Source organism: Neobacillus cucumis, from assembly GCF_002860255.1.
Classification (GTDB): domain Bacteria; phylum Bacillota; class Bacilli; order Bacillales; family Cytobacillaceae; genus Neobacillus; species Neobacillus cucumis_A.
This window is the reverse complement of record NZ_PGVE01000028.1, coordinates 21,731-35,552: the sequence shown is the minus strand read 5'-3', so window position 1 is coordinate 35,552 and position 13,822 is coordinate 21,731. Positions and strand designations below refer to the sequence as shown.

Sequence of the window (13,822 nt, the reverse complement as noted above, 5' to 3'; positions counted from 1 at the left end):
AACACAGCCATTAATAAAAAAGAATTGACGTATGCGCTGGCATACGTCAATTTCTTTTTACTATATATATCTTTTAGGGGAAAGTTAAACAATTTACTGGTATAGATTGCCACCAGATTGTTTAAACTCTTCTGCTTTTTCCCGCATTCCTTTTTCAATCGCTTCCTTGGTATCTAGTTTGTTTTCCATTGCATAGGTCCGAATATCATGAGAGATTCTCATACTGCAAAATTTAGGGCCGCACATAGAACAGAAATGGGCTGTTTTTGCCCCTTCAGCTGGAAGGGTTTCATCATGATACTCCAGGGCACGTTCAGGATCCAAAGATAAATTAAATTGATCTCTCCAACGGAATTCAAACCGAGCTTTTGATAAAGCATCATCTCTTATTTGTGCCCCTGGATGTCCTTTCGCTAAATCAGCCGCATGCGCAGCGATTTTGTAAGTAATAACACCTTCTCGAACATCATCGCGATTAGGTAGTCCTAAATGTTCTTTTGGCGTCACATAGCATAGCATGGCGGTACCATACCAACCAATCATAGCGGCCCCAATGGCAGAGGTTATATGATCATATCCGGGAGCAATATCCGTTGTAAGAGGTCCAAGTGTATAGAAGGGTGCTTCCTTACATACCTCTAGTTGTTTATCCATGTTTTCTTTAATTAGATGCATTGGGACGTGGCCCGGTCCTTCAACCATTACCTGGACATCATGTTCCCAAGCTTTTTTTGTTAATTCTCCTAGTGTTTCTAATTCAGCAAATTGAGCTTCGTCGTTTGCATCGGCAATGGAACCCGGACGTAAACCATCACCTAGCGAGAATGCTACATCGTATGCTTTCATGATTTCACAGATTTCTTCAAAGTGTGTATATAAAAAGTTTTCTTTATGGTGGTGTAAACACCATTGTGCCATAATTGATCCACCCCGTGATACAATGCCTGTTACACGTTTCGCTGTTAACGGAACATATCGTAATAGGACGCCAGCATGAATGGTAAAGTAATCGACCCCTTGTTCTGCTTGTTCAATTAATGTATCACGGTAAACTTCCCAAGTCAGATCTTCAGCAATTCCATTTACTTTTTCAAGGGCTTGATAAATTGGAACCGTACCTACAGGAACAGCTGAGTTTCGTATGATCCATTCACGGGTAGTGTGAATGTTTTTCCCAGTAGAAAGATCCATAATCGTGTCAGCACCCCAGCGTGTGGCCCACGTCATTTTTTCAACCTCCTCCTCAATCGAAGAGGAAACAGCCGAGTTCCCAATATTAGCATTAATTTTGACGTGAAAATTGCGACCAATGATCATGGGTTCTGTTTCTGGATGGTTGATATTAGATGGGATGATTGCCCGGCCTCTTGCCACTTCATCACGCACAAATTCAGGTTTCATATTTTCCCTGATTGCGATAAATTCCATTTCAGGAGTAATGATACCCTTTTTTGCATAATGGAGCTGTGTCACATTGCTGCCTTTTTTTGCTCGTAATGGTTTACGTTTTAATCCAGGAAAAACTTTATGATTGGCACGTGGGTCATTGATGTCTTGATACCCATTATCTTCCGGCTGAATATCTCGCCCTTCATATTCTTCAACATCGAGTCGTTCATGGATCCAATTGTTTCTAAGTGCAGGTAGACCTTTTGTAATGTCTACGGAATAATTTGCATCGGTATACGGTCCACTTGTATCGTATACTCGTACGGGTGGATTTTTTTCTTCTCCAAAAGAACCAGTGGTCGGGCTTAATTCAATTTCGCGCATTGGAACCTTAATATCGGGTCTTGAACCCTCCACATAAACTTTTTTACTGCCTGAAAAGCTTGACATAATGGAAATGTTTTTTTCATTTAATGAGGTGGATACCATAGAATAAATCTCTCCCTTTATAAAAGTGTAAAGGACGAGTTCTAGAACAAAACGGATGGGATGAATGAAGTACATCAAAAAGCCGGGTCCATAAATGGATGGACCCGGCAAATGTATGTAGAAGTTAATCTTAAGAAAGATGTTAGTTCAACTTCCCCACGCTGGTATGATCCAGATCAGGTCCAAAGGGTCAAGAAACTTAAGCGTGTTTCTCTCTCAGCCCAAACTATTGGACTCCCCTAGTTATTTTTATTTAACTTGTTTCAGTATACAAAAGCAGCTAAAGAAAGGAAAGGTAATTTTTAAAAAATTTGTAAGATGAGGAATAGGGTGGGGTACTTTCTTACTATATAATGTATATTCTTCCACAAACAAACAGAAAATAAAAAGTAAAAAAATAGGGAGGAATGGATAATGGTACGCTATCAAAATCAGAACGATCCGGAAAATAAAATGAAAGCTTTTAAAAATATGAATCAGTCTGCATTAAATTATGTGCAGTCTGCGATTGAGAATCCGGCAGAATCGACGGATGATGCGACGCAAAACCTGGTTAACCAAACAATGAAAAACCTAGGAAAGTGATAGAGACTGGTTCAACTTTGTATAGGGTATTGTTTTTAACATAACTTAAAATACACATTTTCAAAAGGGTGCCCCAATCCGGAGCATCCTTTTTCGTGTTAGCGTTTATAATTTATGTTTTGTTGTACCTTTATCGTAACATTGATATGTTTTATGGAGTTCTTATTCATGTTATTGATAACCTGAATGTCCCACTTTTTGTGATGATACCGATAAGGTATTTCACTAATATTTAAAAGGTCCGCATTCATTTGATTGCTTTTTTCCAAGGTTATTAAAATTTCATTTTTCACTTTTTGTTCTAATTCTTTTTCAATGTTACTCACACTTAAATTCTCTACATTTTGATTTATATAGGCGTTGGCTTTTACAATTAAGTCATAGGCAGGTTTTGGAGCACTTATCACTTTAATGGTACTTTGGGGTTTTATTATTTCTACACTCACTCTCTCGTTATAGAGAGAAATCGGGATTCGCGCTGCCTTTTCGGAAAACCACTTTAAGCCAATCAGATCATGTTTTTTGACCCAGCCCTTGTATTGATGCTGGGCAACAACAAATCCTCCGGTTAAAGCTGCAATATTTATGGGCTTTTCATCCTGCAAGAAAATCTTTTTCTTGATATCAATTGAAGGAATGATCAAGGTACCTACTGATTGATTATATCTTGAAATTAACCGATGGTATTTTTCAATCTGCATTGAATAATTTTCCTTTAATAACGGACTAGGACTATGGAGGACGGTATAGATAGAGGGGTAATTAAAAAAACTTTCAGCTAAAAGAACCTTTTTAATATCACCTTTTGTTCCATACAGCCAACTATTGTACCTGAGGTAAGAGTTCTGCCCGATAAATTCAACAACAGATGCTAATTGTTTCTCAATCACCTGTTTACTTAACACAAAAGTATTCACATGACCGTAGTACAGTGGAAGAGCAGCATGCTGCTCTAATTTATTGATTGCGGACTGGATACTTTTACCTGTAGCTTGACCAATTAAAATTGGTGAAGCCTGTTGCAATCCAGAACCACCTTCTTGTTTGGCGATATTGGAAAAATTTAATGCTTGAAGATACACGGTATACTGTCCTTTAGAATAATCAAATCCGATGGCAGTTATATAAGTTTCATTTTGAATTTCCTTTGCACCTGTACAACCTGTCACCACCAAGAGGAGACAACTGAGTATAGATAGGAATATATATCTCATCATTCATTACTCCTTTTGACGATCGGGATCAATAGGACGATAGGCTGTGTTCCGTTTCTTGAGAAATCGAAATGGCAGCCTGATGAAGTTTTTAAGAATGTCGGTTCTATTTGGGTTGGATAAATATGAGATATAAGGCTGTCCAAAACTTTCCAATGAGACGACATGGGTTAATAACAAATAGAAAGCAATAAAGAAACCAAATAAACCTAAAAAGGATGAAAATAGTAAGACAACCATACGAAGCAGGGCAATATTACCGCCAATGTTTTGGTTAATCAATGTATAACCAGAGATCACGGTGATAGCAATAATCACTAACATCGAGGGAGAGGTTAACCCTGCACGGATGGCAGCGTCCCCGATAAATAACCCGCCAAGAACAGCCACCGTCTGGCCAACCGCTTTCGGAAGCCGTACACCTGCTTCTTTAAATAATTCAAATAAAATCAACATGATCATAGCCTCTGCAGGTGCTGATAAAGGCAACCCGATTCGCGAGATGGCAATGGTTGCTAATAGTGAATAGGGTACCTGATCTAATTGAAACGTAATTAAGGCAATGTAGAAACCTGGTAAAAAAACGGTGGTAAAAACACCAATGATCCGTTGGATTCGAATAAAGCTTATATAATAAAAACTTTGGTGTACATCTTCGGGTGAGTATAGAACTTGGTTGAAATTAGTTGGACCTATAACAACAGAAGGATTTCCATCTACGACAATGACAAACCTCCCTTGGTTTAAAGATTGAACAACAAAGTCTGGTCTCCCGGTATGGTCCATTAATGGAAAAATAGAATAGAGATGATCATAAAGATGCTCTTCCAGCTCGTAACTGCTGACAATAATATCAATCTTGATGGATTCTAAACGTTTTTTTACTTCATCTAGAAGGGAAGGGTTGATAATGTCATCTATATAAAGCAACAATACTTTGGTTTGGCTCCGCTCACCTAGTGTATATTCCATACTTTTTAAAGAGGAGGTCTTTAATCTCTGCCGGATTAATGCCATGTTATCCGATATATTTTCAACAAATCCATCTCTCGGTCCTCGGACGGAAGTCTCTAAAGTGGATTCTTCTGGACTTCTCTTTGGAGCGTTGGAGATAGGGATTGATATGAAATCATTCACATCATAGCAAAAAATAAGTAGTTCTCCTGAAAACAGTTTCTTTTCCAAATCAGCTTTGATGTTTTTACCTTTTTTAAGCTGGCTTACCTCCAAAATCTTGCTTAAAAGCTCAATGGTGAAAGAACCATGCTTTTCTATCACCATATTAATTTGAGGAAAAATGACTTCGTTCAAGGATTTTATATCCACTAAATTAGGACAAAAGAAGAATTCTAATGAGCAAGTGGAATTCTTCCCTTTATAGGTTCTTTGTTTGACTGTAATATCAGAAGAACCTTCAAACCAACTTTTTACTTGGACAATGTCTATGGTTTGTTTCGAAGACTGATTATTTTTCATGGCTCACACCTTTTAACTTGATGAGTAGGAAAACCAGCAGCAGTAGGCAAATTTGAAAGATTAGGTTAATGGGAAAGTAAAAGTTTTTCAAAAAATAAATAAATGAGACGGAATCCCAATGAATGCTAGCTGCAATCATTAATAAAATATAAAGCATTGGAAGGACCCACTTATGTTCTGAATTCAATGAAAATCCCTTTGCAGCGATAAATAAAGATAAACTGATTCTGACAAAGGCACCTGACAGCCACTGGAAAATAGAAAGAAAATCAAGGCGGGTGAGATGCGTTCCGATTGTAAGCAATCGCCACTCTTCATACGCCGGATTCCTCATTTTTTCCGCTTCTACTGAGCCAAATTCGGCAAGTGCACCAACTAAAGGTCCAAAAGATAACCCTACAAGTATGATCCCCATTAATAAGAGCCATTTCATTTTTAATTTACCTGTAAGGTTTGAGGTTAAAAATAAGATAAAGGATACTTCAACTAAACCGGAACATGCATATCCTAATCCTTTAAAAAAGTCGATATAGCCATTTTCAAAAATAGGAAACAATTGTTCATAATCCTTATTTGGCATATTTCCCACCCCAACTACTAAACCAAATATGACAACAAAGGGCAGGATCAGCATAGCCATGGAACAGATGGTGCGCAGCCCTTTAGCGGATGAATAATAGCAAATCAAAGCAAACAAGGAAACAATCACATAATTCGGAACATCAAAGGTATAATTGGCATTCGCCCAATAAATGGTAAATTTAAGAGTAATTAAGGCGATAACAAAGAAATGAGCACAAAACACGATTGAAAAAATAATCGAGACCCATTTGCTATAAGCATGATTTAGAAATGAGAGAAGGTCATACTGGTTTATTTTTTTATAAATATAGAAAATGAACAACAACCAGAGCGTAATAGGAACAGCACTAGCAAGAGCGCTAAGCCAAGCATCTCTTTTAGCCGTTGATAACAAAATGGGGAGGCTTAAGACATGAACCATAAACCCTGAAAAAAGAATCAGTAAAATATAAATATGTGAGGCTTGGATTAGTTTTTGATTCATTCAAACCACCTGTCTAACACTTTTTATTAGTGTAACCCCTGCATAATGGGATATGTATGGATTTTCCAATTTCGGTTGACTTCATATAGGGTATTTTTTTTGGTAGTAGTTGGAGCAAATAAGACTCGCTAACACAAGCTGGCTTACCAAACATTTGCATTTTCTTTGTTAGAAAATCTCCCGTATATTAGGACAATTAAAAATAAGATTGCTATATTCATAGAATCTTAGATTAAGGGGAGAATCAGAATGGGGAAGTGGAGTAAGAAATCGATTTCGTTTGTAACTAGTTTTGTATTAGCAGGAAGTTTGCTTGCAGTGCCAGTAGGTTCCACGGCACAGGCCGCTGCGACCCATGCCAGTCCTGTCGCGAAAAGTGTTTTATCCGTTAAAATTGAGGAGGCGACAATCTCAGAATTGGAGCAGGCTATGCAGACGGGGAAGTTAACCTCTGAACAATTGGTCCAATTCTACTTGGATCGTATCGCGGAATACGATGATAGTATTAACTCTATTATTACGATTAACAAAGATGCGTTGGCAGAGGCAAAACAATTGGATCAAGAACGGAAAGCCGGCAAAGTTCGTGGCGCCTTACATGGAATCCCGGTTATTTTGAAAGATAACTTTGATACATACGATATGCCTACAACAGCCGGTTCCTTGTCGCTTGAAGGATCAATTCCATTAGATGACGCTTATCAAACGAAGAAATTAAGAGAAGAAGGGGCTATTATTCTAGGAAAAGCCAATCTTCATGAATTTGCATTCGGTTTTGAAACAATCAGTTCTATGGGAGGACAAACCTATAATCCATATGATACGACGAGATATCCTGGCGGCTCGAGCGGGGGGACTGCTGCAACTGTTGCCTCAAACTTTGTTACTGTCGGATTAGGAACAGATACAGGTGGTTCGATACGAATACCTTCTTCCTTCAATGACCTTGTTGGGATTCGTCCTACAATGGGACTAGCCAGCAGGGATGGGATTATTCCACTTGCGCTTTCGCAGGATGTGGGAGGACCTATTGCACGTACAGTAGAAGATGCTGCAGCGGTGCTTGATGCCATTGCAGGTTACGACCCAGCCGATCCTGTGACAAAAGCAAGCATTGGTAAAGTTCCACAAACGTATACTCATTATCTAAAGAAAAATGGGTTGAAAAAGGCTCGTATTGGGGTCGTTCGAGCCTTATTCGGAAATGATCCACAAATCAATAAGGTCATGGAACAGGCGATTGCGGATATGAAATCACAAGGGGCAGAAGTTTATGAGGTGACTATTCCGAATCTGAATGAAATTTTAGCGTACCCAAGCTTAAGCGGTTTTGAATTTAAATTCCAGTTGAATGATTACTTAGCTTCACTAGGACCCAATGCTCCTGTTCACACTTTGACAGATATAATCAACAGCGGATTATTTCATCCAAGTTTAAAAAGCGGTTTAATCGCAAGAAACAATAAAGTTTCGTTGGAAAATGATCCAGAATATTTAAGAATTATCACGAATCGGCCGAAATTGGCAAAGGAAAGTTTACTGTCAACCTTTAATGAAAATGTGCTGGATGCGTTAGTGTATCCAACTTCTAGTGCCTTACCAGCAGTGGTGGGGAGTGGTCAGGGAGCAGGAAATGCCAATCGTTTGAGTCCGTTTTCAGGTTTCCCGGCTATTTCGATTCCAGCAGGCTTTAGTGATAATGGTCTTCCAATCGGAATGGAAATGCTAGGAAAAGCTTTTGATGAACCGACTTTAATCAAGTTGGCCTATTCCTATCAAGAAGCAACCCATCATCGGGAAGCACCTGTTTTAAAATAAGAGGTTAATGGATTTTAATATTGATAGGGGATAATGGTTATATTCATAACTCCCGAAGGCAAAGAAAAAATTGTATTTCGGTAGATAAGAGGGGTTCATAACTCCCGAAGGCAAAGAAAAAATTGTAGTTCTGCAGATAAGAAGGGCACATAATCCCAGAAGGCCAGAATAAAACATAAGTTCGACAGAAAAGAAGTCTACTATAGCTAAAAAAAGGTGACGAGTTAATCCTCGCCACCTTTTTTTGTCATCAACCCGCATGTAATTCCATCTTTACCTTTAATATTTCCTTTAAACGAACGGCCACGATGAATACGATTATAATCCATCGCAAAAACCCTAAGGTCCAATTGACTAGTAATTTGATTCCTTGTTAGTATAAGGATATTATTAAACTAAGTAAGCATTTAGAATAGGTGATACAAATGCAACAAAATCAACTGATAACCCATTGGCTATCATTCTCCAATCTACAAATGAAAATAACCAATGAGCTAGAAAGCAGCCTTCAAGAGAAACATCAATTATCACTGAATGAATTTTATGTGCTCTTATTTTTATCTGAAGCCCCGCATAAAAAATTGAAATTGCAGCAGTTGCAAAATCGAGTTGGTTTAAGTCAAAGCGCTATGTCTAGGCTGGTCAGCCGATTTGAAGCTAGAGATTGTGGTGTTTTAGAAAGAAATATTTGCATAGATGATCGAAGAGCCATTTATACTTCTTTAACAGCAGAAGGAGAAGTAAAGCTAAAAAACGCATTAGTTTCATTTAATGAAACACTTGAACGAACTTTTTCTAAGGAAAGCGTTCTTGAAGAATTACAACAAATAACAAATCAATTAAAAGAGGATGGGAGCAAGTAACTCTCGAATGATGTTTACCATCCATTCGGATTACAAGGATCCCATCTTTTTTAGTCGAGTCTTGTGACTTGACGTGATGGAAAAGGCCATGTTAATTTATATGCATGCACATACATTTTAAAAATGTGACTAATAAATTAGCAATTTAGGTGTAAAAATAAGTTGGTTAAATGAGCTGTTAACTAGACGCTAACATGTTAACCATTAAAGGAGAGCGCAAGTTTCTCTACATCTTTGCTAATACATAGAAGGAGTGTTCACATGGATCATTTATTTACACCTTATCAAATAAAAGGGCTGCAGTTAAAGAATCGCGTTGTTATGCCACCGATGTGTCAATACTCTGTGACTAATAAAGACGGTATTGCAACAGACTGGCATTACGTGCATTACGTTAGCCGTGCCATTGGCGGTGCGAGCTTGATCATTATCGAAATGACTGATGTGGAGCCAGATGGCCGCATTACAGATTATGATTTAGGCTTGTGGTCGGACGAGCAGATTCCTGCGCTAAAACGAATTGTGGATGCCTGCCACCAATATGGAGCGAAGGTGGGGATTCAAATTGCTCATGCAGGGCGTAAAGCCGAAGATGCCGAGGAGCCTGTTGCACCTTCTGCCATTCCATTTGATGAAAAATCAAAAACACCAAGAGCCCTTCCTACTGAAGAAGTAAAAGAAATGGTCGAAAAATTCCGCTTGGCCGTACAAAGAGCAGTAAAAGCAGGGGTAGATGTCATAGAACTACATGGTGCACATGGCTATTTAATTCACCAATTTACATCTTCATACACGAATAAAAGAACAGACGAGTATGGACAGGAATTGACCAAGTTTGGGAAAGAAATCATTCAAGCTGCAAAAAGTGAAATGCCTGAAGAGATGCCATTAATTATGCGTATTTCGGGAACAGAATATGTAGAAGGCGGTTATGGAATCGAGGATGCAATTGAATTTTCAAGAGAATTCCAAAAGGCAGGAGTCGATATGTTTCATGTAAGCTCAGGAGGAGAAGGGCAAATCGCTGCTGCTGGAAGACCAGGAACACATGTAGCCTACCAAGTTCCTTTAGCAAGAGCCATTAAGCAAGCATTGAATATCCCTGTGATTGCCGTAGGCAGATTGGATGAACCAGAACTGGCTAACTCTGTCATCGGTAACCAAGACGCAGACCTAGTAGCTGTCGGCAGAGCTATGTTAAGAAATCCATATTGGGCTCTGGAAGCTGCAACAGTACTTCATAAAGATACAGAAATCCCAAGACAGTATACACGAGGGTTTCCAAGCCGCTAATCTAATAAAAAATTCACGTACAAAGGAGCAAGAAACATGAATTTTGTTACATTAAATAACGGTTTAAAAATGCCCCAGCTTGGTTTTGGTGTGTGGCAGGTAGAAGATGATCAAGCAGCATCGGCAGTGAAAACGGCGATTGAAGTAGGGTACCGTTCGATTGATACGGCTATGATTTATCAAAATGAAATTGGCGTCGGGAAAGCAATTAAAGAAGCGTCAGTACCACGTGAAGAGTTGTTTATTACAACAAAAGTTTGGAATAGTGACCAAGGCTATGATAATACATTACGTGCATTCGATGAGAGCTTAGAAAGACTGGGACTAGACTATGTAGATCTTTACTTAATTCATTGGCCTACTCCTCAATTTGATCAATATGTGGAAACGTATAAAGCACTAGAAAAGCTTTATCATGAGGGACGTGTAAAAGCAATCGGTGTTTGCAACTTTGAAGTGGAACATTTAGAGAGACTTTTAAAAGAATGTGAAGTAGTCCCCGTTCTAAATCAAGTGGAGTGTCATCCGTACCTTGCGCAAAATGAATTGAAAGAGTTCTGTGCAAAGCATAATATTTTTGTAGAAGCTTGGAGTCCTCTAGACCAAGGCGGAGAAGTATTACAAGATGAAGTCGTACAAAGAATTGCTAAAGCATACGGAAAGACTCCAGCTCAAACCGTACTCCGCTGGCATTTGCAAAATAATACAATTGTGATTCCTAAATCTGTAACGCCTTCAAGAATTGAGGAAAACTTCCAAGTTTTTGATTTCGAACTCACATCTGATGAAATGAACGAAATCAATCAAATTAATCGCAATCGACGTAAAGGTCCACATCCGAGTGAAATGAATGTAAGATAATATACAACAAAAAAAGTGCGAATGAAATTCGCACTTTTTTTTATTTATGATTTTTGAACAAGAAAGTCATTGATAAGTTTCTCGAGCTTTTCTAAATCGCCCTGCCATTTCTTACCCGAGATTTCTCTTAATGTCGAGAGAGCACTTTTAATAAGGAATTTCCGTGGGGTCTTGGAATGGACAATTTCTTCCTGTATGAAGTCCAATAATTCAATAGGTTCTAAATGATTTTCTCCTTCATTTATATATTTCTTTAAGGCAGAAATGATATGATGTAATTTCCTCTCAAAAGCCAATCCATTCTTATTACATTCCGGGAGCCATTTTGTAAAAATCTCAGGGTCCAATAGTTGTTCGCCACTTTTTACAACTTCCTCTACCATCTTTACAGCCCGTTCTACGCTATAACGAATGACATGTTTTAAACTGCTATCCATTTCATTGGCGAAAAAATGATGATGAATATTATGATGGAGCATGCCAAGAAACATAATCGAACAATCAAGCAAATAGGGTTGTTTATTTTTCCCAAAAAGGTCCAAAAAGCGGTTATAGATCCAATGAAGGTACATTATTTGAAATTGCTTTAAAAATTGCTTTAAAGCAGGATCATTGGAGACAAAAACCTCTTCGAAAAGTGTTAGCAATTTATTCCGCTTATTAAAGGCCATTTGCAGCTCCAGCTGTTTAATAAAGATCTCAATATCAGCAGGATCCTGTCCGATTAATAATTCATTTCGCTCCTTAGCAATCCTTTCGCTCAAGGAAGTGAATATAGCAATCAACAGTTCATTTTTGGAGGAAAAATAATTATAAAAGGTACCTTTGGAGATACCGCTGAATTCTATGATTTCGATAATCGAAGTGGCTTGAAAGCCCTTTTCGATAAACAACTGATGAGCTTTTGTAATAACATGCTGCTTTCTATCGTTCATAATAATCACCTATATTTTCTGATTAGACTGATAGTACAAAAAATATTGTACCTTATTTTCGGCTTTTAGACAAATATAGTTCATTTTCTGATATTTTTTAGTTGCAAAAAATGAACTATCGGTATATGATAATGTCTATGCAGAATAGCAGTACAAAAAAATGTACCAACAGTTTACAAGGGGGAATATAAATGGAATCACCGTTAACTGATAAACGCCCTCCATACGGGATCATTGCAATATTAATGATCGGTGCGTTTATTTCAATGTTAAATGAAACACTATTAAATGTTGCACTTCCTTCTATAATGAAGGATTTAGATGTCAATGCATCGACTGTTCAATGGTTGGCAACCGCGTATATGCTGGTCAATGGGGTTATGATTCCAGCAACAGCGTTTTTAATTCAAAAATACACAGTAAGAAGACTATTCCTTACAGCGATGAGTTTATTTACCTTAGGAACGATTATTGCTGGATTTTCTCATGTCTTTCCGCTGTTATTAGCGGCCAGGATGATTCAAGCATCTGGTTCAGCGATCATGATGCCATTATTAATGAACGTGATGCTTACGAGCTTCCCGCCTGAAAAAAGAGGAGCAGCGATGGGTCTGTTTGGTTTAGTATTTATTTTTGCTCCGGCAGTTGGACCAACACTTTCCGGTTACCTAGTAGAACATCACAGCTGGAGAATCTTGTTCCATTTAGTATCACCAATTGCGGCTGTAGTTCTATTGATTGCCCTCTTCATATTAAAGGATAAAAAAGGGAAAGTTGACCTTACACTTGATAAATTTTCCTTATTATTATCTAGTGTAGGTTTTGGGGGATTACTTTATGGTTTCAGCTCTGCAGGAGATAAGGGCTGGGATAGCCCAGAGGTGTATTTAACAATTGCTATTGGGGCAATCAGCTTAGTATGGTTCATTCTTCGTCAAAACAAACTAGAAAAGCCGATGTTGAATTTCAGAGTATATAAATACCCGATGTTTGCTTTATCTTCTGTGATCTCGATTGTAATTGCTATGGCAATGTTTTCAGCGATGTTACTTTTACCTATTTATGTACAAACAATTCGCGGGATCACTCCGTTTAAATCCGGATTATTAATGCTTCCTGGTTCTATCTTAATGGGAATCATGAGTCCTATAACTGGAAAACTGTTTGATAAATTCGGCGGCAGGGTACTTGCTGTTGTAGGTTTATCGATTACCATCTTTACTAGTTACATGTTCAGTAAATTAACATTAGATACTACTTATACAGAATTAATGATTTTATACTCCGTTCGTATGTTTGGTATGTCAATGGTTATGATGCCAGTTATGACAAATGGATTAAATCAGCTGCCAGCACGTTACTATCCGCATGGAACAGCCATGAACAATACACTGCAGCAGGTATCCGGTGCGATTGGTTCAGCTCTTCTGATAACCATTATGTCAAACCGTACCAAAACACATGCTACTGAACTGGCAGATTCTGCAATGAAGCATGTGACAGGAAAACCAACTGCAGAAATGGTCGCACAAATGAAACAAGAAATTGCCATGAAGGCAATGTTGGAAGGGATTAACGATGCATTCCTAGTTTCCGTTGGTATTGCTTTTGTGGCCCTTGTACTTGCTTTCTTCATTAAACGTGCGAAACAAGCGGAAGATCCTGAAGAATCTAAGGCTTCACAGCAAAAAGTCGTTAACAAGCTTGCAGAAAATTAATAAATGTTAGGGTGCCCATCGTTTGGGGCATCCTTTTTTCTTAATGAGCGGAAAAATAAGAGAATATCGAATAGCTGAGCCGATTGATAGCAAACTAACCATGTGGGTGCCGTAA

At 38.3% G+C, this 13,822-nt stretch carries 11 protein-coding genes and 1 riboswitch; of the genes, 6 read left to right on the top strand and 5 right to left on the bottom strand.

The annotated features are described in order from the left end of the window. Window positions 1-93 precede the first annotated feature (93 nt). Window positions 94-1,878 carry a phosphomethylpyrimidine synthase ThiC gene (gene thiC / locus CVD27_RS05290; RefSeq protein WP_101646840.1) on the bottom strand — a complete coding sequence of 595 codons (1,785 nt, stop codon included), beginning with the start codon at window positions 1,876-1,878 and terminating at the stop codon, window positions 94-96. A 136-nt stretch (window positions 1,879-2,014) separates the two neighbouring features. Further along, window positions 2,015-2,129: riboswitch (TPP riboswitch) on the bottom strand. A gap of 163 nt (window positions 2,130-2,292) precedes the next feature. Here thiC and CVD27_RS27950 point away from each other — a divergent pair. Then, a complete protein-coding gene (locus CVD27_RS27950; protein ID WP_180960160.1) occupies window positions 2,293-2,463 on the top strand; it encodes a hypothetical protein in 171 nt (56 codons plus the stop codon). A 98-nt stretch (window positions 2,464-2,561) separates the two neighbouring features. Here the strand turns inward: CVD27_RS27950 and CVD27_RS05285 are convergent, their stop codons facing one another. From CVD27_RS05285 to CVD27_RS05275, 3 genes are read right to left on the bottom strand one after another with little or no spacing between them, the layout of a single operon-like run. Further along, window positions 2,562-3,677 (bottom strand): Ger(x)C family spore germination protein, encoded by a 1,116-nt coding sequence (locus CVD27_RS05285; RefSeq protein ID WP_180960159.1) that lies wholly within the window; start codon window positions 3,675-3,677, stop codon window positions 2,562-2,564. Between the two features lie 6 nt (window positions 3,678-3,683). Then, window positions 3,684-5,153, bottom strand: a complete 1,470-nt coding sequence (locus CVD27_RS05280) for a spore germination protein (protein WP_101646838.1) — start codon at window positions 5,151-5,153, stop codon at window positions 3,684-3,686. Then, a complete protein-coding gene (locus CVD27_RS05275) occupies window positions 5,143-6,219 on the bottom strand; it encodes a GerAB/ArcD/ProY family transporter (protein ID WP_101646837.1) in 1,077 nt (358 codons plus the stop codon). Before CVD27_RS05275 ends, CVD27_RS05280 begins: the two co-directional genes overlap by 11 nt. 249 nt (window positions 6,220-6,468) lie before the next feature. Here CVD27_RS05275 and CVD27_RS05270 point away from each other — a divergent pair, with 249 nt between their 5' ends. The 4 genes from CVD27_RS05270 (at window position 6,469) to CVD27_RS05255 (ending at window position 11,054) form a co-directional block, all read left to right on the top strand. Then, entirely contained in the window at window positions 6,469-8,037 is a 1,569-nt protein-coding gene (locus CVD27_RS05270; protein WP_101646836.1) for an amidase family protein, read from the top strand. Window positions 8,038-8,462: 425 nt separating this feature from the next. Next, window positions 8,463-8,900 (top strand): MarR family winged helix-turn-helix transcriptional regulator, encoded by a 438-nt coding sequence (locus CVD27_RS05265; protein WP_101646835.1) that lies wholly within the window; start codon window positions 8,463-8,465, stop codon window positions 8,898-8,900. A gap of 261 nt (window positions 8,901-9,161) precedes the next feature. Then, window positions 9,162-10,193: an NADH:flavin oxidoreductase/NADH oxidase gene (locus tag CVD27_RS05260; protein WP_101646834.1), complete on the top strand. Its 1,032-nt coding sequence runs from the start codon at window positions 9,162-9,164 to the stop codon at window positions 10,191-10,193. A gap of 36 nt (window positions 10,194-10,229) precedes the next feature. Then, entirely contained in the window at window positions 10,230-11,054 is an 825-nt protein-coding gene (locus tag CVD27_RS05255) for an aldo/keto reductase (RefSeq protein ID WP_101646833.1), read from the top strand. 44 nt (window positions 11,055-11,098) lie between these two features. Here CVD27_RS05255 and CVD27_RS05250 read toward each other — a convergent pair whose 3' ends face one another. Next, window positions 11,099-11,989: a TetR/AcrR family transcriptional regulator gene (locus tag CVD27_RS05250; RefSeq protein ID WP_101646832.1), complete on the bottom strand. Its 891-nt coding sequence runs from the start codon at window positions 11,987-11,989 to the stop codon at window positions 11,099-11,101. Window positions 11,990-12,180: 191 nt separating this feature from the next. Here CVD27_RS05250 and CVD27_RS05245 point away from each other — a divergent pair, with 191 nt between their 5' ends. Further along, complete coding sequence (locus CVD27_RS05245; RefSeq protein WP_101646831.1) at window positions 12,181-13,707, top strand: DHA2 family efflux MFS transporter permease subunit; 1,527 nt, start codon at window positions 12,181-12,183, stop codon at window positions 13,705-13,707. Window positions 13,708-13,822: the final 115 nt, after the last annotated feature.